The 19,526-nt window shown below is 71.2% G+C and carries 16 protein-coding genes; 3 read left to right on the top strand and 13 right to left on the bottom strand.

Features of this window, described 5'->3' with window-relative positions; translation table 11 throughout:
• Window positions 1-41 precede the first annotated feature (41 nt).
• The 5 genes from trmD to ACGFZA_RS06230 all read right to left on the bottom strand — a co-directional run bounded on the left by trmD (window position 42) and on the right by ACGFZA_RS06230 (window position 2,987).
• On the bottom strand, window positions 42-863 hold the full coding sequence (gene trmD / locus ACGFZA_RS06250) for a tRNA (guanosine(37)-N1)-methyltransferase TrmD (RefSeq protein WP_393677440.1): 822 nt from the start codon (window positions 861-863) through the stop codon (window positions 42-44).
• A complete protein-coding gene (gene rimM, locus ACGFZA_RS06245) occupies window positions 863-1,471 on the bottom strand; it encodes a ribosome maturation factor RimM (RefSeq protein ID WP_393677438.1) in 609 nt (202 codons plus the stop codon). Before rimM ends, trmD begins: the two co-directional genes overlap by 1 nt.
• Before the next feature lie 79 nt (window positions 1,472-1,550).
• Window positions 1,551-1,790, bottom strand: a complete 240-nt coding sequence (locus ACGFZA_RS06240; RefSeq protein WP_014153811.1) for an RNA-binding protein — start codon at window positions 1,788-1,790, stop codon at window positions 1,551-1,553.
• A gap of 2 nt (window positions 1,791-1,792) precedes the next feature.
• On the bottom strand, window positions 1,793-2,236 hold the full coding sequence (rpsP, locus tag ACGFZA_RS06235; protein ID WP_266783406.1) for a 30S ribosomal protein S16: 444 nt from the start codon (window positions 2,234-2,236) through the stop codon (window positions 1,793-1,795).
• Window positions 2,237-2,393: 157 nt separating this feature from the next.
• The gene (locus ACGFZA_RS06230) at window positions 2,394-2,987 is read right to left on the bottom strand and encodes a hypothetical protein (protein ID WP_073739095.1); all 594 of its coding nucleotides are present in this window, start codon (window positions 2,985-2,987) and stop codon (window positions 2,394-2,396) included.
• 584 nt (window positions 2,988-3,571) lie between these two features.
• On the opposite strand from ACGFZA_RS06230, the gene ACGFZA_RS06225 reads away from it, so the two are divergent.
• Entirely contained in the window at window positions 3,572-4,426 is an 855-nt protein-coding gene (locus tag ACGFZA_RS06225; RefSeq protein WP_385286795.1) for a class I SAM-dependent methyltransferase, read from the top strand.
• Between the two features lie 44 nt (window positions 4,427-4,470).
• Here ACGFZA_RS06225 and ftsH read toward each other — a convergent pair whose 3' ends face one another.
• The 6 genes from ftsH to ACGFZA_RS06195 form a co-directional block, all read right to left on the bottom strand.
• Window positions 4,471-6,387 (bottom strand): ATP-dependent zinc metalloprotease FtsH, encoded by a 1,917-nt coding sequence (gene ftsH / locus ACGFZA_RS06220; RefSeq protein ID WP_393677434.1) that lies wholly within the window; start codon window positions 6,385-6,387, stop codon window positions 4,471-4,473.
• 189 nt (window positions 6,388-6,576) lie between these two features.
• On the bottom strand, window positions 6,577-8,130 hold the full coding sequence (gene ffh / locus ACGFZA_RS06215; protein ID WP_385286799.1) for a signal recognition particle protein: 1,554 nt from the start codon (window positions 8,128-8,130) through the stop codon (window positions 6,577-6,579).
• Window positions 8,131-8,252: 122 nt separating this feature from the next.
• On the bottom strand, window positions 8,253-10,706 hold the full coding sequence (locus ACGFZA_RS06210) for a [protein-PII] uridylyltransferase (protein WP_393677431.1): 2,454 nt from the start codon (window positions 10,704-10,706) through the stop codon (window positions 8,253-8,255).
• 31 nt (window positions 10,707-10,737) lie between these two features.
• Window positions 10,738-11,076 carry a P-II family nitrogen regulator gene (locus ACGFZA_RS06205; protein ID WP_136330688.1) on the bottom strand — a complete coding sequence of 113 codons (339 nt, stop codon included), beginning with the start codon at window positions 11,074-11,076 and terminating at the stop codon, window positions 10,738-10,740.
• Window positions 11,073-12,425 carry an ammonium transporter gene (locus ACGFZA_RS06200; protein ID WP_385286803.1) on the bottom strand — a complete coding sequence of 451 codons (1,353 nt, stop codon included), beginning with the start codon at window positions 12,423-12,425 and terminating at the stop codon, window positions 11,073-11,075. Before ACGFZA_RS06200 ends, ACGFZA_RS06205 begins: the two co-directional genes overlap by 4 nt.
• A gap of 382 nt (window positions 12,426-12,807) precedes the next feature.
• Window positions 12,808-14,283 carry a hypothetical protein gene (locus tag ACGFZA_RS06195; protein ID WP_385286805.1) on the bottom strand — a complete coding sequence of 492 codons (1,476 nt, stop codon included), beginning with the start codon at window positions 14,281-14,283 and terminating at the stop codon, window positions 12,808-12,810.
• A 421-nt stretch (window positions 14,284-14,704) separates the two neighbouring features.
• Between ACGFZA_RS06195 and ACGFZA_RS06190 the strand changes: the two genes are divergently transcribed.
• Entirely contained in the window at window positions 14,705-15,364 is a 660-nt protein-coding gene (locus ACGFZA_RS06190) for a bifunctional DNA primase/polymerase (protein WP_385286807.1), read from the top strand.
• A 66-nt stretch (window positions 15,365-15,430) separates the two neighbouring features.
• Here the strand turns inward: ACGFZA_RS06190 and ftsY are convergent, their stop codons facing one another.
• Window positions 15,431-16,627, bottom strand: coding sequence for a signal recognition particle-docking protein FtsY (ftsY, locus tag ACGFZA_RS06185; RefSeq protein WP_385288682.1), 1,197 nt, complete (start codon window positions 16,625-16,627; stop codon window positions 15,431-15,433).
• 362 nt (window positions 16,628-16,989) lie between these two features.
• On the opposite strand from ftsY, the gene ACGFZA_RS06180 reads away from it, so the two are divergent.
• Window positions 16,990-17,955: an LLM class flavin-dependent oxidoreductase gene (locus ACGFZA_RS06180; RefSeq protein WP_393677427.1), complete on the top strand. Its 966-nt coding sequence runs from the start codon at window positions 16,990-16,992 to the stop codon at window positions 17,953-17,955.
• A 71-nt stretch (window positions 17,956-18,026) separates the two neighbouring features.
• Here the strand turns inward: ACGFZA_RS06180 and ACGFZA_RS06175 are convergent, their stop codons facing one another.
• The gene (locus tag ACGFZA_RS06175) at window positions 18,027-19,445 is read right to left on the bottom strand and encodes a sugar porter family MFS transporter (RefSeq protein WP_393677425.1); all 1,419 of its coding nucleotides are present in this window, start codon (window positions 19,443-19,445) and stop codon (window positions 18,027-18,029) included.
• Window positions 19,446-19,526: the final 81 nt, after the last annotated feature.

Genomic DNA, 19,526 nt, shown 5'->3' with positions numbered 1-19,526 from the left:
TCCCCCTGTGGCAGGGGCGCACGCGGACGTACAGCAGCGGCCTATTCTTCCACGGCTTGGGGCCTGCGCCAAAATCGGCCGCCGGGGTCCGGTGACCAGCCGAGGATGGAGAGCATCTCGCGGTCCTTCTTGTCGAAGGCCGTCGCCTCGCAGCGCTCGATCAGATCGGGCCGGTTGAGTGCGGTGCGGCGGAAGGCCTCGTCCCGGCGCCAGCGCGCGATCCGCCCGTGGTGGCCGCTGAGCAGCACGTCCGGGATCTCCCGGCCACGCCACTCGGGCGGCTTGGTGTAGACGGGCCCCTCCAGCAGGTTCGCCATCGCTCCGGGCGCGAAGGAGTCGTCCCGGTGCGACTCGGCGTTGCCGAGCACGCCGGGCAGCAGCCGGGCCACCGCCTCCGTGATCACCAGCACCGCGGCTTCGCCGCCGGCCAGTACGTAGTCGCCGATGGACACCTCGACGACCGGGATCCGGGTGGCGTACTCCTCCGTCACCCGCCGGTCGATGCCCTCGTAGCGGGCCGGGGTGAAGATCAGCCACGGCCGCTCGGAGAGCTCGACGGCCAGCTCCTGGGTGAAGGGCCGGCCGCTCGGCGTGGGCACCACCAGCACCGGGGACCGCGCCCCCGCCTCGTACCCGTCCGCCAGGGTCTCGTCCAGCGCTTCGCCCCACGGCTCGGTCTTCATGACCATGCCGGGGCCGCCGCCGTACGGGGTGTCGTCGACCGTGTTGTGGCGGTCGTACGTCCACTCCCGCAGATCATGCACATGCACGTCGAGGCGCCCGCGTGTGCGGGCCTTGCCGACGAGCGAGACGTTCAGCGGTTCCAGGTACTCGGGGAAGATCGTGACGACGTCGAGGCGCATCAGGCGTCTTTCCCGGGTTCGGCGGAATCCTTGTCGGAAGCCCCGGCCGCGGACTCGGCCGCCGTCTCCTCGTCGCGCGTGGACACGACGATCGCCTCGCTGTCGTCGATCAGACCGGGCGGCGGCGTGATCACCGCACGCTGCTCCTCCAGGTCGATCTCGGCGACGATCTCCTCGACGAACGGGATCATCACCTCGGTGCCGTCGGGACGCTCCACGATGAAGAGGTCCTGGGACGGCAGGTGCGTGATCTCGGTGATCCGGCCGATCTCGGTACCGTCGGCGAGGACCACGTCCAGGTCCATCAGCTGATGGTCGTAGAACTCCTCGGGGTCCTCCGGGAGCTCCGCCGGGTCGACGTCGGCGATCAGCAGCGTGTTACGCAGCGCCTCGGCGGCCGTACGGTCCCGTACGCCCTCGAAGCGCAGCAGCAGCCTGCCGCTGTGCACCCGGCCGGTCTCGATCGTCAGCGGCCCCGTCGAGGCCGGCTCGGTGGCCAGTACGGCGCCGGGCCCGAGCCGGAGCTCCGGCTCGTCCGTGCGCACCTCGACGGTGACCTCGCCCTTGATCCCGTGGGCGCGACCGATCCGTGCGACTACCAACTGCACCTTGTGTCTCTCCTGTCGTACGACGACGGGCCGGGGTGGGCGCATGGCCCTCCCCGGCCCGTGCCGGTGTTCAACTCTGTCAGCGAACCTGATCCACATCGACGAGGTCGACGCGGATACCACGGCCGCCGATGGCGCCCACGACGGTACGCAGCGCGCGTGCGGTGCGGCCGTTGCGGCCGATCACCTTACCGAGGTCATCGGGATGAACCCGAACCTCGAGCACACGTCCACGGCGCAGATCACGCGAGGCGACCTGCACGTCGTCGGGGTTGTCAACGATGCCTTTCACGAGGTGCTCGAGAGCCTCCTCGAGCATGCTCAGGCCTCGGTCGACTCGGCGGGCGCAGCTGCGTCAGCAGCGTCGTCCGCCTTCTTGTCGGCCTTCTTCGCCTTCTGCGTGATGGCCTCGCCCTTGGACTCCTCGCCGGCGTCCTTGGTGAGGGCCTCGAACAGGGCGCGCTTGTCAGCCTTGGGCTCCGGCTGCAGCAGCGGCGCGGGGGCCGGGAGGCCCTTGTGCGCCTGCCAGTCACCGGTGAGCTTCAGGATCGCGAGAACCGGCTCGGTCGGCTGGGCGCCGACGGACAGCCAGTACTGCGCGCGCTCTGCGTTGACCTCGATGCGCGAGGGGTTCTGCACCGGGTGGTACAGGCCGATCTCCTCGATGGCCCGGCCATCACGGCGGGTACGGGAGTCGGCGACGACGATGCGGTAGTGAGGCGAACGGATCTTGCCCAGACGCTTCAGCTTGATCTTGACTGCCACGGAAGTGGTGTCTCCTGGTCTATGACGTGGTTGGGCACAACAAGATGCCACGTGGGGTTGCGGTACTCGGAGTGCCCGATGGACGCGTCAGCCGGAGGAGAGAGGGGTCCTATGCGACTGTCGAGTACAGCTAGCCATTGTGCCACACCACATCGCCTCACCCCACCGCGACCACTGCTTCCGGGATCCGGAACGGCTTTCCGCAGCCGCCGCAGACGATCGGGGCCTGCGCGAGGACCGACGGAACGACGCGCACGTTGCGACCGCAGTCACAGACGGCCTTGACCCGCACGCCTCCTCCGGAGGAACCGTGCCGGGCCGCGGGGCCGCGGAAGGAGCGCTTGGTGTCGGCGGCGGTGGCGACGGTGTGCGCCTTGAGGGCGCGTTGCAGCCGTTCCATCGTCGGCCGGTACCGGCGCTTGGCCTCGGGGTTGAGCGTGACCAGCGAGAAGCCACTGCTGGGGTGGGGTTCCTCGGCGTGATCGAGGCCCAGCTCCTCGGCGATCGCGAGGAATCGACGGTTGTGGTAACGGCCGGCGCGGGAGGTGTCACGGACACCTCTGGCGGCGGCAATGCCATGGACTGCCTCATGGAGCAGTCGCTCGAAGGAGAGCTCGGCGCCACAGGCGGACGAGGACTCTCCGATCAGGGACTCGGGCGCGGCTAGATCGGGCAGCTCGGGGTGGTACCGCTGAATGTCGGCCCACGCCTGTGCCAGCTCTGCGGCAAGTACAGGTGGTGTCGTGCTCACGTCGTGACCAACGAGCGCGGGGCCCTCGGTGTTCCGATTCCGGGCCATCCCAAATATTTTGCACGTACCAGTCAGTTGCCGTTCATGCGTCCTGACGAGGGCGGGTGCGCTGATCTGCGGAGAAGTCTCACAGCTCACACCAAGGTGGTACGTAGCGCCGCGTACGCCCGGGCGCGTAGACGGAGCGTACGCCCGCCCGCCGATCATGCGGGCGCGGGGGGCGGAACCCGACATTACCCGCCCCACCGGCCGCCCCCGCGACCCCTCCCCGAGCAGCCCGGCGGCCCTGCGCCCGTCGACGCACGGAGCGCTCGACGTGCCCGCCCCCGCGCGCCGGGTGAGACTGGGACCGCGGCGCGGGAAAGCACAACCCCCGGGCACCCATGTCCTGCGGGTGCACCGGTCCCGGGCGCCTCGTCGGCCGTCGCCGCGGGGAACCCCGGCCCGCAGACCCCTGGACGCGGAGGCGGATGCGCAGTTCTCTGGCATACGGGGGAAGCGCGGACGTACGGCCACGGGGAGATCGTTCCTTCAGGCACGACCCATCGGCATGACCGGCATCTCGGCGGATTGGGGCGCATTCCATGACACCAACGCTCGTCCGGCACCACACGCAGGCGGAGCCTTCCGCGCCCGTGGACACCGGTTCCCGTGCCCGTGACTGGGCCGAGATCCAGGAGCGGATGCTCGCACCGCTCTACGACGCGGTGTACACGCGGCTCGAAGTCGGACCCGCCACGCGCATGCTCTCACTCGGCTGCGGCTCCGGGCTGGCCCTGCTGATCGCGGCCGGCCGCGGGGCACGCGTCACAGGCGTCGACCCCGACCTCGAACGCCTGGCACTCGCCCGGATCCGGCTGCTGCCGGGCCCGGAGGCCGAGCGCGGCCCCGGAGCCGCCGAACCGCAGCTGCTGGAGTCCCCGCCGGCCGCGGCCGACGGCCACGAGCCCTACAACCTGATCACGGCGTTCACCCCGATCGGCTGCTCCCCCGGCGACGGGGAGGAGCTGGTGCGGACCCTCGGCGCCGCGGCGCCCTCGGCCGGGCGGCGCAGCACCGTCGTCCTGACCGGCTGGGGGCCGCCCGAGCGGTGCGCCACCGACGCCGTGCTGCGCGTGGCGTCCCGGCTCGCGGAGGGCCCGGACGCGGCACGGTCCGCGCGCGGGCGTGGCGCACGGCGGGACGACCTGGAGAACGTGGCGTTCCGGTCCGGGCTTAAGCCGGACGGCTCGGGGCGGGTGGCGTGCCCGTTCGGCTACGCGGACGTGGACAGCGCCGTACGGGGCCTGTTGTCGACGCGGCTCTTCGACGCCGCGGTGGAGGCGACGGACCGGTCCCAGGTGGAGAAGGAGGTCGCGGAGGCGCTGCATCCGCATCTGCGCCGGGACGGCACGGTGTGGATGCCGAACGTGTTCCGCTACCTCGTCTGCACCACGTAGGACCTCGCGGTGCCGGCCCGTGTGCGGGCCGGCCGCCCGGGGTGCTACTTCGCGAGCCGGGTGATCCCGGCCGCCCGGTAGGCGTCCGCCTCGTCCAGCGTCTCGTTCGCCAGCAGCGCCGCGGCCAGCGAGTCGAGCCGGTCCCGGTTCTCGCGCAGCAGCCGGCGGGCCTCCTCGTAGCACTCGTCGACGATGCGCCGCATCTCGCCGTCCACCGCGTCCAGCGTCGCGGGTGCCGCCGACAGTCCGTAGGCCTGCTGGGCATCGCCCGGGATCGCCGTCAGCCGGCCCACCTTGTGGCTCATGCCCCAGCGGCCCGCCATGCCCCGGGCCAGGTTGGTGACCTGTTCCAGGTCGCTCTCGGCGCCGGTGGTGATGACGTCGAACACCACCTGCTCGGCGGCCATGCCGCCGAGCGCGCCGATGATCCGGCCGCGCAGGTACTCCTCGGTGTACGCGTACTTGTCGGCGTCCGGCGTCGAGAGCGTGACGCCCAGCGCGCGCCCCCGCGGCACGATGGTGACCTTGCGGACCGGGTCGGCGCCGGGCTGGAGCATCCCCAGCAGCGCGTGCCCGCTCTCGTGGTACGCCGTCCGGCGGCGCTCCTCGTCCGACATGACGAGCGAGCGTTCCGCCCCGAGCTGCACCTTCTCCAGCGCATCCGAGAAATCGGCGCCGTTCACCTCCGGCTGTCCCCGCTTCACGGCGAGGAGCGCGGCCTCGTTGGCGAGGTTGGCGAGATCGGCGCCGGTCATCCCCGGGGTCGTACGGGCCACCTGGGCCAGGTCCACGTCCCCGCCCATCGGGATCTGCCGGGTGTGGATCTCCAGGATCGCCTCCCGGCCCGTCCTGTCCGGCGGGCTGACCTGGACGACCCGGTCGAAGCGGCCGGGCCTGGTGAGTGCCGGGTCGAGCACGTCCGCACGGTTGGTCGCCGCGAGCACGACCACGCCCTCCGAGCCGGAGAAGCCGTCCATCTCCGTGAGGATCTGGTTGAGCGTCTGCTCGCGCTCGTCGTGCCCGCCCATGCCCGAGCCGCCCCCGCGGGCCCGTCCGATGGTGTCGATCTCGTCGATGAACACGATGGCGGGCGCGACCTTGCGCGCCTCGGCGAACAGCTCCCGGACCCGGCCCGCGCCGACGCCCACGATCATCTCGATGAACTCCGAGGCCGAGGCCGAGAAGAACGGCACCCCCGCCTCCCCCGCGACCGCCCTCGCCAGCAGCGTCTTGCCCGTGCCGGGAGGGCCCGCGAGCAGCACTCCCCCGGGCATCCGGGCGCCCATCTTCCGGTAGGCGTCCGGGTTCTTCAGGAAGTCGACGACATCGTTGAGCTCGCCCTCGACCTCGTCGATGCCCGCCACGTCCTTGAACGTCGTACGCCGGTCTCCCTCCAGCTCCACCGGTTTCGGCGGGGCCTTGCGGCCGAAGCCGCCCATGCCGCCGCCCATCCCGCCGCGCGACATCCGGCGGGCGATGAACACCCACAGCAGGACGAGCAACAGCATCGGGGCCAGCGAGATCAGCAGGTTCGCGAGGAAGCTGCGTTCCCTGACGACGGGTTCGGCGGTGACCGTGACGTCGTCCTTGACGAGCTCCGACCAGAGGTTGTCGTCGGCGAAGGCGGGCCGCTGCGTGACGAACTTGGTGTACTTGTCGTCCTTGCCCGGGACCTTCGCCTCCTTCTTGAGCTGCCCCTGGATGGCGTCGCCCTTGGAGTAGATCTTGGAGACGTTGCCCGAGGTGACCTGCTTGCTGAACTCCGTGTACGCGATCGTCGGCTCGTCCTCGCCGTTGAAGAAGGAGAGCACCAGATTGGCGATCAGATAGACGGCCAGCGCGGTCAGCAGGAGCCCGCCCCAGCCTCCCGGCATCTTCCGGCCGGGAGGCGGGGGCTTCGGGGCACCCTCGGAGCGCCAGGGCTGGTCGGTGCGGTCGCGGGGAGGTACGGGGTTGGTCACGCGGTCTCCTCTGCCGACAGCCGTTGAGCCGACATTAAGGGAGAAATGCGGGTGAAGCCCTCGGAGCAGCGGTCGGCTGGGCCCATGGGGGGACCCCGGCATCCCGCCGTACACGCCCGAGGGGGCGCCCGCCGTGAGGCGGGCGCCCCCTCGGGGACGTGACAGCCGGGTCGTCAATCGGCAGGGTGCTCAGCCCATGAACTTCTTGAACTCGTCCGGCAGCTCGAAGTTCTTGTCGGCCTGACCGGCCGGCAGACCCAGCGCGCCGCCCTGGGCCGCCTGCTCGCGGCGGGCCGCCTCGGCCTGCTCCTCGGCCTTGCGCTTCATCGGGTTGCCGCTCTTGCGCTTGCCCTTGGCCTGCTTGACCTGCTTCTTCTGACGACCGGGACCGCCACCCATGCCCGGCATCCCGGGCATCCCCGGCATGCCGCCGCCCTGCGCCATCTTCGACATCATCTTGCGGGCCTCGAAGAACCGCTCGACCAGGTTCTTCACGGCGCTGACCTCGACACCGGAGCCCTTGGCGATACGGGCCCGCCGCGAGCCGTTGATGATCGTCGGCTCGGCGCGCTCCTTCGGGGTCATCGACTTGATGATCGCGGCGGTGCGGTCGACATCGCGCTCGTCGATGTTGTTGATCTGGTCCTTGATCTGCCCCATGCCGGGCAGCATCCCGAGCAGCTTGGAGATGGAGCCCATCTTCCGGACCTGCTCCATCTGGGCCAGGAAGTCATCGAGCGTGAAGTCCTTCCCGCCCTTGCTGGACGCCAGCTTGGAGGCCATTTGAGCGGCCTCTTCCTGGCTGAAGGTCTTCTCCGCCTGCTCGATCAGGGTGAGCAGGTCACCCATGTCGAGGATGCGGGACGCCATGCGGTCGGGGTGGAAGGCGTCGAAGTCCTCGAGCTTCTCACCGTTCGACGCGAACATGATCTGCTTGCCCGTGACGTGGGCGATCGACAGCGCGGCACCACCGCGGGCGTCACCGTCGAGCTTGGAGAGGACCACACCGTCGAAGCCGACGCCGTCGCGGAAGGCCTCGGCGGTGTTGACCGCGTCCTGGCCGATCATCGCGTCGACGACGAACAGGATCTCGTCGGGGCTGACGGCGTCGCGGATGTCCGCGGCCTGCTGCATCAGCTCCTGGTCGATGCCGAGGCGGCCGGCGGTGTCGACGACGACGACGTCGAACTGCTTGGTCCGGGCGTACTCGATCGAGTCCTTGGCGACCTGGACCGGGTCACCGACGCCGTTGCCCGGCTCCGGCGCGTACACCGCGACGCCGGCGCGGTCGGCGACGACGCTCAGCTGGTTGACGGCGTTGGGGCGCTGGAGGTCACAGGCCACGAGCAGCGGGGAGTGGCCCTGGCCCTTGAGCCAGACGCCGAGCTTTCCGGCGAGGGTCGTCTTACCCGCACCCTGAAGACCGGCCAGCATGATGACGGTGGGCGCGGTCTTCGCGAACCGCAGGCGCCGGGTCTCGCCACCGAGGATGGAGACGAGCTCCTCGTTGACGATCTTGACGACCTGCTGGGCCGGATTCAGCGCCTGGGAGACCTCGACGCCACGCGCCCGCTCCTTCACGTTGGCGATGAAGGCCCGGACGACGGGCAGCGCGACATCCGCTTCCAGCAGGGCGATACGGATCTCGCGAGCCGTGGCGTCGATGTCCGCCTCGGACAAGCGGCCCTTGCCCCTGAGGTTCTTGAAAGTCGCGGCAAGGCGGTCGGAGAGAGTATCGAACACGGCGCTCGTCGGTCCTCAGGGTCGGGGGCGGGGTCAGGCAGTCGTCCCCCAGGGTATCCGGACGCCGGAGAACGCAAAGCCCTCGCCCGGTTCTCGTGACGGACGAGGGCGTGCGGGGGGGCTCAGCCGAGCGCCTTCTCGATCTCCCGGGCCAGCTCCGCGGCCCGTTCCGCGGACAGCGGCTCACCCTCCGCGTCCGTCACGTAGACCGTGTCCACCGCGTTCGCCCCCAGCGTCGACACATGCGCGCTGCGCACCCGTACCGCGCTCTGCTCCAGCGCCCGGCCGATCCGGTGCAGCAGACCGGGGGCGTCCTGGGCGCGCACCTCGATCACCGTGGCCAGCTGCGAACCCGCCGCCGCGACCGTCACCCTCGGCGGCGGGGCCTTCACCCCGCGGCGCCGCGGATAGGCGGCCTCCCGCTCGGCAAGGCGGGCCCGGATGTCCAGGGAGCCGTCCAGGGCGCGGACGAGGTCGGCGCGCAGCCGGGCCGCCTGGGGCAGGGAGCCGTACTCGGCCGCCACGCGCCAGCTGAGCAGCAGCAGGTCCGCCCGCTCGCCGAGTTCGGTGGGAAGTTCCACGGCGCGCAGGTCGGCGGCGCGGACGGTCAGACGGTGCAGGGCGAGGACCCCTGCGGCGGCGGGGAGGACGCCGGGGCGGTCGGGGAGCGCGATGAGGAGTTCGACGCCGACGGGTTCGGGGCCGCCGTCCTCCTGCGGGGTCTCCGCCTGGGCGTGCAGGGCGAGGACCGGCTCGCCGGTGCGCAGGGCCTCGATGGCCAGGCGTTCCTGCTCGGCGCTGGGCGCCGCTTCCTCGGGCTCCTCGGGAGCCTCGCCGGCGAGGACGGCGGCGACGCGTTTGACGAGGTCGGCGACGAGTGAGGCGCGCCAGGTGGACCAGGCGGCGGGTCCGGTGGCGAGCGCGTCGGACTCGGTGAGCGCGTGCAGGAGCTCCAGGGTGGCGGCGCTCCCCACGGCGGTGGCGACGGAGCGGACGGTGGCCGGGTCGTCGAGGTCGCGGCGGGTGGCGGTCTCGATGAGCAGCAGATGGTGGCGTACGAGGGTGGCGATGACGCCCACGTCGTGCTGGTCGAAGCCGATCCGCGCGGCCATGTCGCGGGCGATGACCTCACCGGCGACGGAGTGGTCGCCGGGCCAGCCCTTGCCGATGTCGTGGAGCAGCGCGGCGACGAGCAGGAGGTCGGGGCGGCCGACGCGGCGGGTGAGGGAGGAGGCGCGGACGGCCGCCTCGACGAGGTGGCGGTCGACGGTCCAGGTGTGGACGGGGTTGCGCTGGGGCCGGCAGTGCACCCGCTCCCAGTCGGGCAGGAGCCGGGTGATCAGGCCCTCGGCTTCCAGGGCCTCCCAGACGGGGACGGTGGCTTCGCCCGCGCCGAGGAGTGTGACGAGTTCCTCCCGGGCCTCGGCCGGCCACGGCACGGGCAGCGGCTTGGCGGACGCGGCGAGGTGGCGCACGACATGGCGGGAGAGCGGCAGCTCGGACTGGGCCGCCGCCGCGGCGGCGCGCAGGACGAGGACCGGGTCGCGCTCGGGGCGGGCGGTGCGGGCGAGGACGACCTCGCCGTCGGCCTCGACGACGCCGTCGGCGAGCGGGGTGCGGTCGACGGCCGGGGCCCTGCCACCGCCCAGCATGGCGCGGAGCCGGGGGCGGACCGAGCGGGCGCGCAGCACCCGGTTGACCTCGCGCCAGGTGACGTCGGTGGCGTACGAGACGGTGCGGGCTGCCTCGTACACCTGGCGCAGCAGGGCGTCGGCGTCGAGGAGGCCGAGGGCGGCGGCGACCTGGTCCTGTTCCTGGAGGGCGAGGCGGTCGGTGGCGCGGCCGGTGGTGAGGTGGAGGGCGTCGCGGGCGTCGAGGAGGACGCGGCGGGCCTCGGCGAGGCCTTCACGGGGGGCGTCGGCGACCCAGGAGGCGGCGACGGCGCGCAGGGCGGTGGCGTCGCGCAGTCCGCCGCGGGCCTCCTTGAGATCGGGCTCCAGGAGGAACTGGAGCTCGCCCTGGCGCTCGGCCCGCTCGCGGCAGAGCTCGTCCAGGGCGGGCAGCCGCTTGGGGGCCTGGTTCCGCCAGTCGGCGAGGATCGCGGTGCGCAGGGAGGCGACGAGGCCGAGGTCCCCGGCGACGGGTCGTGCGTCGAGCAGGCCGAGCTGGACCTTGAGGTCCTCGCCGGCGGTCTTGCGGGCTTCGGCGGGGGTGCGTACGGAGTGGTCGAGGGCGAGGCCCAGGTCCCAGACGGGGTACCAAACGCGGTCGGCGAGGGCCGCGACGGCTGCGGCGTCGGCGGTGCCGTCGTGCAGGAGCAGGAGGTCGAGGTCGCTGCGCGGGGAGAGTTCGCCGCGGCCGTAGCCGCCGACGGCGACGAGGGCGGCGCCCCGGACTCCCGCGTGCTCGGCTGCCGTGGTGAAGAGGCCGGTCAGCCACGTGTCGGTGAGCGTGGCGAGGGCCGCACGGCGCGGCGGCCCGGACCGCTCCTTCTCCTGGAGAAGGCGCAGCCGGGCCGCCGCGTAGCCGCTGGGTCCCGATTCCTCGGATTCGGTGGTCACTTCGGTGCTCGTCACCCAGCTGCCTTTCCGTAAGCGGAACAGTCGGTCAGAGTGCGTCCGGGCCGCGTTCGCCGGTGCGGACCCTGATCGCGGTCTCGACGGGGACGCTCCAGACCTTGCCGTCACCGATCTTGCCGGTCCTGGCGGCCTTCACGACGACGTCGATGAGCTGTTCGGAGTCCTCGTCCTCGACGAGGACCTCGATGCGGATCTTCGGTACGAGGTCGACGGTGTACTCGGCGCCCCGGTAGACCTCGGTGTGGCCGCGCTGACGCCCGTAGCCGCTGGCTTCCGTGACCGTGAGGCCCTGGACGCCGAAGGCCTGGAGGGCCTCCTTGATCTCGTCAAGCCGGTGGGGCTTCACGACTGCGGTGATGAGCTTCATGCGTCCACCTTCTTGGTCGTCGGGGCTGCCGTGGTGCCGGGCGCGGGGGGCGTGGGGCGCGAGGAAGAACCGCCGCCCGCACCGCTGAAGTCGTACGCCGTCTCGGCGTGTTCGACCTGGTCGATGCCGGAGACCTCGTCGTCCTCCTCGACCCGCATCCCGATGGTCTTGTCCAGCAGGAAGGCGAGGATCGCGGAGACGACCAGAGAGTACGCCAGGACCGCGAAGACACCGACGGCCTGCTTGCCGAGCTGGTCGAGTCCGCCGCCGTAGAAGAGGCCCTTGGCGTCGGACTGGACACCGCCGGTGGCGAAGAAGCCGATGAGGAGGGATCCGGCGACACCGCCGACGAGGTGGACGCCGACGACGTCCAGGGAGTCGTCGTAGCCGAACTTGTACTTGAGGCCGACGGCCATGGCGCACAGCACACCGGCGATGGCGCCGACCGCGATGGCGCCGAGCGGGCTGACCGCACCGCCGGCCGGGGTGATGGCGACGAGTCCGGCGACGGCGCCGGAGGCGGCACCGAGGGTGGTGAAGGAGCCGTGGCGGAGCTTCTCGTAGCCGAGCCAGGCGAGCATCGCGGCGGCGGTGGCGACCTGCGTGTTGACGAACATGACCGCGCCGACGCCGTCGTCGTTGCCGAGCCACGAGCCGGCGTTGAAGCCGAACCAGCCGAACCACAGCAGCCCGGCACCGAGCATGACGAGGGGCAGGCTGTGCGGCCGCATCGGGTCCTTCTTGAACCCGACGCGCTTGCCGATGACGAGGATCACGCCGAGGGCCGCGGCACCCGCGTTGATGTGGACGGCCGTACCACCTGCGAAGTCGATGACGCCCAGCTCGAAGAGCCAGCCGCCCGCGCCCCAGACCCAGTGCGCGACCGGGAAGTAGACGACGGTGACCCAGAGGGTGATGAAGAGCGCCCACGAGGTGAACTTGACCCGGTCGGCGAGGGCACCGCTTATCAGGGCCGGGGTGATGATGGCGAACATCAGCTGGAACACGGCGAAGACGTACACCGGGATGGTGTAGCCGTCCCAGAGTTCGGTGATGCCGATCCCGCTGAGGCCGACGTAGTCCGAGCTCCAGCCGATGATCGATCCCGAGTCGGTGCCGAAGGCGAGGCTGAATCCGTACAGCACCCACAGGATCGTGACGATCCCGAGGCTGATGAAGCTCATCATCAGCATGTTGAGGGTGCTCTTGACGCGGACCATGCCTCCGTAGAAGAAGGCCAGGGCCGGGGTCATGAGCATCACCAGGGCCGAGCAGATGAGCATGAACCCGGTGTTGGCGGCAGACAGCGTCGGGGCGTCTGCTGCAAGCGTCGTGATGCCTGGGGGCATCGGCGTCTCCTCGTCGTCGGTGCGGCCGCGTGCGGGGGCGGTGGGGACGTATCCACGTGCGGGACCACTGGGGAAAAGGTGCGGGCCGGTTATGGCCATGAGATTCGCCCAGCGCCGTTTCCGCCGATGCCACACGATGTTTCGCCGCAGTGACTAAGAGGACTGCCGTGTTACGTCCCCATGAACCACCCGTGCCGTACCCGCGCTCGGGCCTACTCTGCGGCCGGAGCCGCATACGGTGCGGTTACGACGCTCCGACAGGGGAACGACCACACGAACCGGCCACGACAACCACCCACTGACCAGGCAATCGGGGGAGCCGAAGTCGGTCGGTGCGGGGTGGCTGTCGTGGCCGGGGCAGGTGGGACCTTCAGAACACGCTTCAGACCGCTTCGGCGGTCTCGGGCAGCTGTGCGCTGAGGAGGTCGGTGAGCCGGGCGACCTCGGGAATGTCCCCGAAGTCCCTGGCCGCGGTGTCGACGGTCTTGCGCAGCCGGGTGTTGACGCGCTCCGAGCGGACCTTCTTGGCGACGCGCAGCGCCTTCTCGGCCAGCACGGTGGACTGCTCGGGCTCGCGCTTGAGGAGATGGACGGTGGCGAGACCGACCAGGTTCAGTGCGTACGAACGCTGGTGCTCGTCGTCCTCGCCGAAGAGTTCGACCGCCCGCTGCATGACGGGTTCGGCGAGCGAGGCGTACGTGGGGCTGCGGCCGGCCACATAGGCCAGGTCACGGTAGGAGTGCGAGTTCTCCCCGTTGAGCTCGGCCTCGGAGAAGAAGCGGATCCAGTCGGGCTCGGGCTCGCCGTCGATCCCCGCGTCGAGGAAGGTGTCCTCGGCCATCCGGACGGCGCGCTTGCACTTGCTGGGCTGGCCCATGTTGGCGTAGGCGCGGGCCTCCATCGCATACAGCATGGCCTGGGTCCGCGCGGTGGCGCAGTCGCGGCTGCCGTACTGCGCGAGGTGGATGAGCTCGAGGGCGTCGTCGGGGCGGCCGAGGTGGATCATCTGGCGGCTCATGCTGGACAGGACGTACGAGCCCAGCGGCTTGTCGCCGGCCTCCTTGGAGGCGTGCAGGGCGAGCACGAAGTACTTCTGGGCGGTGGGCTGGAGGCCGACGTCGTAACTCATCCAGCCCGCCAGCTCGGCCAGTTCGGCGGCGCAGCGGAAGAGGCGTTTCGCCGTGGCGGCCGGCTGCGGCTCCTGGAGCAGGTCGGTGACCTCGTGGAGCTGGCCGACGACGGCCTTGCGGCGCAGTCCTCCGCCGCACTGGGCGTCCCACTGGCGGAACATCGCGGTGGTGGATTCCAGCAGGTCGAGCTCGGGTCCGGAGAGCCGGGAGGGGCGACGGGCGGCGGCGGCCGACTCCGGCTCGACGGATCCGCCGGACGCGACGGGCACCAGCCAGCGCTGCATGGGTTCGATGAGAGCGGGTCCGGCGGCGAGCGCGAGTGAGCTGCCGAGGAATCCGCGGCGGGCGAGCATCAGGTCGCTGCGGGAGAACTCGCTGAGCAGCGCCACGGTCTGGGGTCCGGCCCAGGGCAGATCGACGCCGGCCACGGAGGGCGCCTGGTGGGCGGCGCGCAGCCCCAGATCCTCGACGGCGACGACGGAACCGAAGCGCTCGGAGAACAGCTCGGACAGGATGCGCGGGATCGGCTCGCGCGGCTGCTCACCGTCGAGCCAGCGCCGCACCCGGGAGGTGTCGGTGCTGATGTGGTGGGCACCCATCTGGCGCGCTCGGCGGTTCACCTGCCGGGCCAGCTCGCCTTTCGACCAGCCGCTGCGCACAAACCATGATCCCAATTGCCCGTTGGGGCGCTTACCGGCATTCGAATCGCCTGCGCCGCTGCCACTCACTGGAACGCCCCCATCCGCCGAATACTGTCGCGCGAACCTCTATCAGAATGCCGCGAACCGACGCTGCCCGTATGCAGGTTGCCCATCATCGAACAGAAAATCGGGTTGCCTCCGGCATACCCACGGGCGCACATACTTCCATGGTTCGTGTACCGACGGTAATCCTACGATCACCCGCCCGGCGAGGGTGTTTGCAGAAACGCCACCATTCGCCACCCCTTCGAATGAACGCCACCACGGCCGGGCGCGATTCACTTGACAGACAGCGATCAGCGAGGGGCGCAGAGGCGCACTCAAGGGCGCGCGCAGGGTCTCGCACTCCCGGGGCGCGCCCCGCTCACGCCGATCGCCCGGAACGACGGAGTGTCGCGAAGGCACTCCGCTTCGTAACCACCGGCGCGTCGGACCCGTTGGAGGGGGCATGGGCTTCACGATCGGCGGCATCCGCGAGATGCGGTCCGGCACACGGCGCCGCGGCCGTGCGGCCGGGAGCACCGCGGTGGCCGAGTACACGGGGCTGTGGGGCTGGGCGGTCGTGCCGGGCGCCCGCGCCGCGGACGGCGACTGCTCGTGCGGGGATGCCGAGTGCCCCTCCCCCGGGGCGCATCCGCTGGCGTTCGCGCGGGAGGTTCCCGCCGGGGCGACGCTCGACACGGCGGCGCGCGCGTGGGCCGAGGTGCCCGGCGCGGCAATGCTGCTGCCGGTGGGCCGCACCTTCGACGTGCTCGACGTCGCGGAGCCGGCCGGGCGCCGGGCGCTGGTGCGGATGGAGCGGATGGGGCTGCCGCTGGGTCCGGTGGCGGTGACCCCGGCCGGCCGCGCGCAGTTCTTCGTCGCCCCCGGAGCGGCCGCCGGACTTCCCCGGCTGCTGTACCGGATGGGCTGGGACGACGCGGGCCTCGACCTGCGGGCGTTCGGCTCCGGCTCCCACATCACCGCGCCGCCGTCGGACCAGGGCGGCCTCGGCCCGGTCCGCTGGCTGCGCCCTCCGGCCCTGGACACCGCGGCCGCACCCCCGGAGGCCCGGCTGCTGCTGGGCACGCTGGCGTACATCTGCCACCGACTGGCCGCCTGCGGCTGAGCCGCCACAGCGAGGAGCCCGGCCGCGCGGTGCGTGCGGCCGGGCTCCTCGCTGTGCGGAGGGGGTTCAGTCCCCGATCAGGGCGTCCACGAACGCCTCGGGCTCGAACGGAGCCAGATCGTCCGGCCCCTCGCCGAGTCCGACCAGCTTCACCGGTACGCCCAGCTCGCGCTGGACGGCGATGACGATGCCGCCCTTGGCGGTGCCGTCGAGCTTGGTGAGGACGATGCCGGTGATGTCGACGACCTCGGCGAACACCCGCGCCTGCACCAGGCCGTTCTGCCCGGTGGTGGCGTCGAGGACGAGCAGGATCTCGTCGAGCGGTCCGTGCTTCTCGACGACCCGCTTGACCTTGCCGAGCTCGTCCATCAGCCCGGTCTTGGTGTGCAGCCGGCCCGCCGTGTCGATGAGCACGACGTCGGCGCCCTCGGCGATACCCTCCTTCACGGCGTCGAAGGCGATCGACGCCGGGTCGCCGCCCTCGGGTCCGCGCACGGTGCGGGCGCCGACGCGCTCGCCCCAGGTCTGGAGCTGATCGGCGGCGGCGGCGCGGAAGGTGTCGGCCGCGCCGAGCACCACGCTGCGGCCGTCGGCCACCAGCACCCGGGCCAGCTTGCCGGTGGTGGTGGTCTTGCCGGTGCCGTTGACGCCGACGACCATCACGACGCCGGGGGTCTCGGCGCCGCCCTCCGTCCTGACCGCGCGGTCGAAGTCGGTGCCGAGCAGCGTGAGGAGCTCCTCGCGCAGCAGCGTGCGCAGCTCTTCGGGGGTACGCGTACCGAGGACGCGGACGCGTTCCCGGAGCCGTTCGACCAGTTCCTGGGTGGGAGCGACGCCGACATCGGCGGTGAGGAGGGTGTCCTCGATCTCCTCCCAGGTGTCCTCGTCGAGGTTGTCCCTGGACAGGAGCGTGAGCAGCCCCTTGCCGAGGGAGTTCTGCGAGCGGGCGAGCCTGGCCCGGAGCCGTACGAGACGGCCGGCGGTGGGCTCGGGAACGTCCAGCGGGGGGGCTGCGGGCGCCTCCGGCTCGACGGTTTCGGGGGCCTCCTCGGGCGGAAGGCCGACCTCCTCGATGGTGCGGCGCGAGGCGTCGCGCGGCGTTTCGGCCTCCTCGCCGACATGGGGTTCGGCGGGAGGAGTGATGGTCGGCGTGCTCGACGGTGCCGGGGGCAGCTGCTTCTTCTTGCGGCTGCTGACCACGAGCCCGCTGATCACGCCGACCGCGACCAGGGCGATGACTACAGCAAGGATGACGAATTCCATAACCCACCCAGTATCGGTCACGTGCGGCACCGCGCGAGGGATGCCCGGCACCTGGGGGGCCGGGCGTGTGCGACCGGCCCCTGAGCCGTGAGGTCAGTACTCGCAGCCGAGCGTGACCTCCGCCCCGGGTGCCAGTCGCAGCCCGGCCCGGGCGAGGAAGTCGTCGAGCTCGATCTCCCCCGCACGGTGTCGTCGTCCCATTCCGCCGCTCCGGGCGGCGTCCGCCGCCCGGAGCCGGGCCAGTGTGCCAGCGGGGGATGTCCGGCGCCCTTGCCGCGGGCCGCACCCCTACACTTCTGACGCTGCGTCAGCTATGGTCCGGCCTCGCCCAGCCCGTCAGCCAGGCCCCAGGGGGACGCGTCATGGCCTTCACAGTCGTCCGGTTCAACCTCGTCGATCCGGCAGCCACGCCGGACTCCCTCTCGGCCCGCTACCGCGCGGCGCTGGACATGGCCGCGTACGCCGACGGGAACGGCGTCGACACGGTGCAGACCGAGGAACACCACGGGGCCGCCAACTCCTGGCTGCCGTCCCCCTTCGCCTTCGCCGGTGCCGTGTTCGGGGCCACCCGCCGGATCGCGGTGACGGTCTCCGCGGTCATCGGACCGCTGCACGATCCATTGCGGCTGGCCGAGGACATCGCGGTGCTCGATCTGCTGAGCGCGGGCCGGCTGGTCACGGTGGCGGGGATCGGCTACCGGCCCGAGGAGTACGAACGGGCGGGCGTCGAGTGGGGCAGGAGGGGCCGGCTCCAGGACGAGCTGCTGGAGACGCTGCTGAAGGCGTGGACCGGGGAGCCGTTCGAGTTCCGCGGCCGTACGGTCACGGTCACCCCGCGGCCGTTCACCCGCCCGCATCCGCTGCTGCTGGTGGGCGGCAGCTCGCGGGCGGCGGCGCGGCGGGCGGCCCGGCTGGGTCTGCCGCTGTTCCCGAGCGCGCACCTGCCGGAGCTGGAGGCGTACTACCACGAGCATCGCGCGGAGCACGGCACGGAGGGGTTCTGCATGATGCCCTCGGCCGAGACGCCATTGCTGCACGTGTCCGAGGATCCGGACCGGACGTGGGCCGAGTACGGGGAGCACTTCCTGCACGAGGCGCGCACGTACGCCTCCTGGCAGTCCAAGGACATCCGCTCGGCGGTCCGCTCGGGGGCGACGACGGTGGCGGAGCTCCGGGACGAGGGCGTCTACCGGATCGTCACACCGGAGCAGTGCGCGGGCCTCGCCGGGGAGCTGGACAGCCTGGTGCTGCACCCGCTGTGCGGCGGGATGCCGGTCGAGGAGGGGTGGCGCAGCCTGCGGTTGTTCTGCGGGGCCATCGGGGGGTGAGACGCGCGTACGGCCCCGGTGCGCGGACGCGAGCCGGGGCCGTACGGTTGCGCGGAGAGGGGCAGCGGGGATCAGCCCATCTCCTCCAGCGCCTTGCCCTTGGTCTCCTTCACGAACTTGATGACGAAGGGGATCGAGAGCGTGGCGAAGCAGGCGTAGATGATGTACGTGCCCGACAGGTTCCAGTCGGCGAGGCTCGGGAAGCTCGCGGTGATCGCCCAGTTGGCGATCCACTGTGCGGAGGCGGCGACGCCGAGTGCGGCGGCGCGGATCCGGTTCGGGAACATCTCGCCGAGGAAGACCCAGACCACGACGCCCCACGAGAGGGCGAAGAAGAGTACGAAGACATGGGCGGCGACGAGCGCGACCACACCCTGGGTGGTGGGGAGTTTGCCGTCGACCAGGTCGGCGGAGAACGCCCACGCCTCGAAGGCGAGCGCGATGGCCATACCGCAGGAGCCGACGAGGGCCAGCGGGCGGCGGCCCACCCGGTCCACCAGGACCATCGCGATCACCGTACCGATGATGTTGATGATCGAGGTCGTGAACGAGTAGAAGAACGAGTCGGTCGGGTCGATGCCGACCGACTGCCACAGCGTCGCCGAGTAGTAGAACGCCACGTTGATGCCGACGAGCTGCTGGAACACCGACAGGCCGATGCCGACCCAGACGATGGGCAGGAAGCCGAAGCGGCTGCCGAGCAGGTCCTTGAAGCTCGACTTGTGCTCGCGGTGCATCGCGGTCTCGATCTCGGTGACGCGTGCGTCGAGGTCGATGTTCTTGCCCTCGACCTCTTCGAGGATCTGCCGGGCCCGGTCCTTCTTGCCGACGGAGATCAGGAAGCGCGGCGACTCGGGGATCGCGAACGAGAGCAGTCCGTAGAGGATCGCGGGCACGACCATCACGCCGAGCATCCACTGCCAGGCTTCCAGCCCGCCGATCTTGCCGCGCTGGTCACCGTCGGCGATCTGCAGGATGCCGTAGTTGACCAGCTGGGAGATGGCGATACCGATGACGATCGCCGCCTGCTGGAAGGACCCGAGCCGGCCGCGGTAGGCGGGCGGGGAGACCTCGGCGATGTACGCCGGGCCGATCACCGATGCCATGCCGATGGCGAAGCCGCCGATGATGCGCCACATCGCCAGGTCCCACAGCGCGAAGGGAAGCGCGGAGCCCACGGCGCTGATGGTGAAGAGCACCGAGGCGATCTGCATGCAGCGGATGCGGCCGATGCGGTCGGCGATCCGGCCGGCCGTGGCGGCGCCGATCGCACAGCCGATCAGCGCGATGGCGATGACCTGGGCGAGCGTGCCGGAGCCGATGTCGTACCGGCTGCGGATCGCTTCGACCGCGCCGTTGATCACGGAACTGTCGTAGCCGAAGAGGAAGCCACCCATGGCGGCCGCGGCGGTGATGAAGATGACATGGCCGATGTGGTCCGGATGAGCCGACCGGGCTCCGGACTCCGGTCCCTGCGAGGTGCTGGTCACATGAACTCCTGGGGCCTGGCCGCAACGTCAGGCGTGGGGGGTGAGCTCTTCTCAGTGGCGCACAACTTGGACCCTGCCACC

Origin of the sequence: Streptomyces sp. NPDC048211 (assembly GCF_043202315.1) — a bacterium.
Taxonomy (GTDB): domain Bacteria; phylum Actinomycetota; class Actinomycetes; order Streptomycetales; family Streptomycetaceae; genus Streptomyces.
Note: the sequence above shows the minus strand (reverse complement) of the source record. Positions and strands in the feature narration are given on the sequence as shown.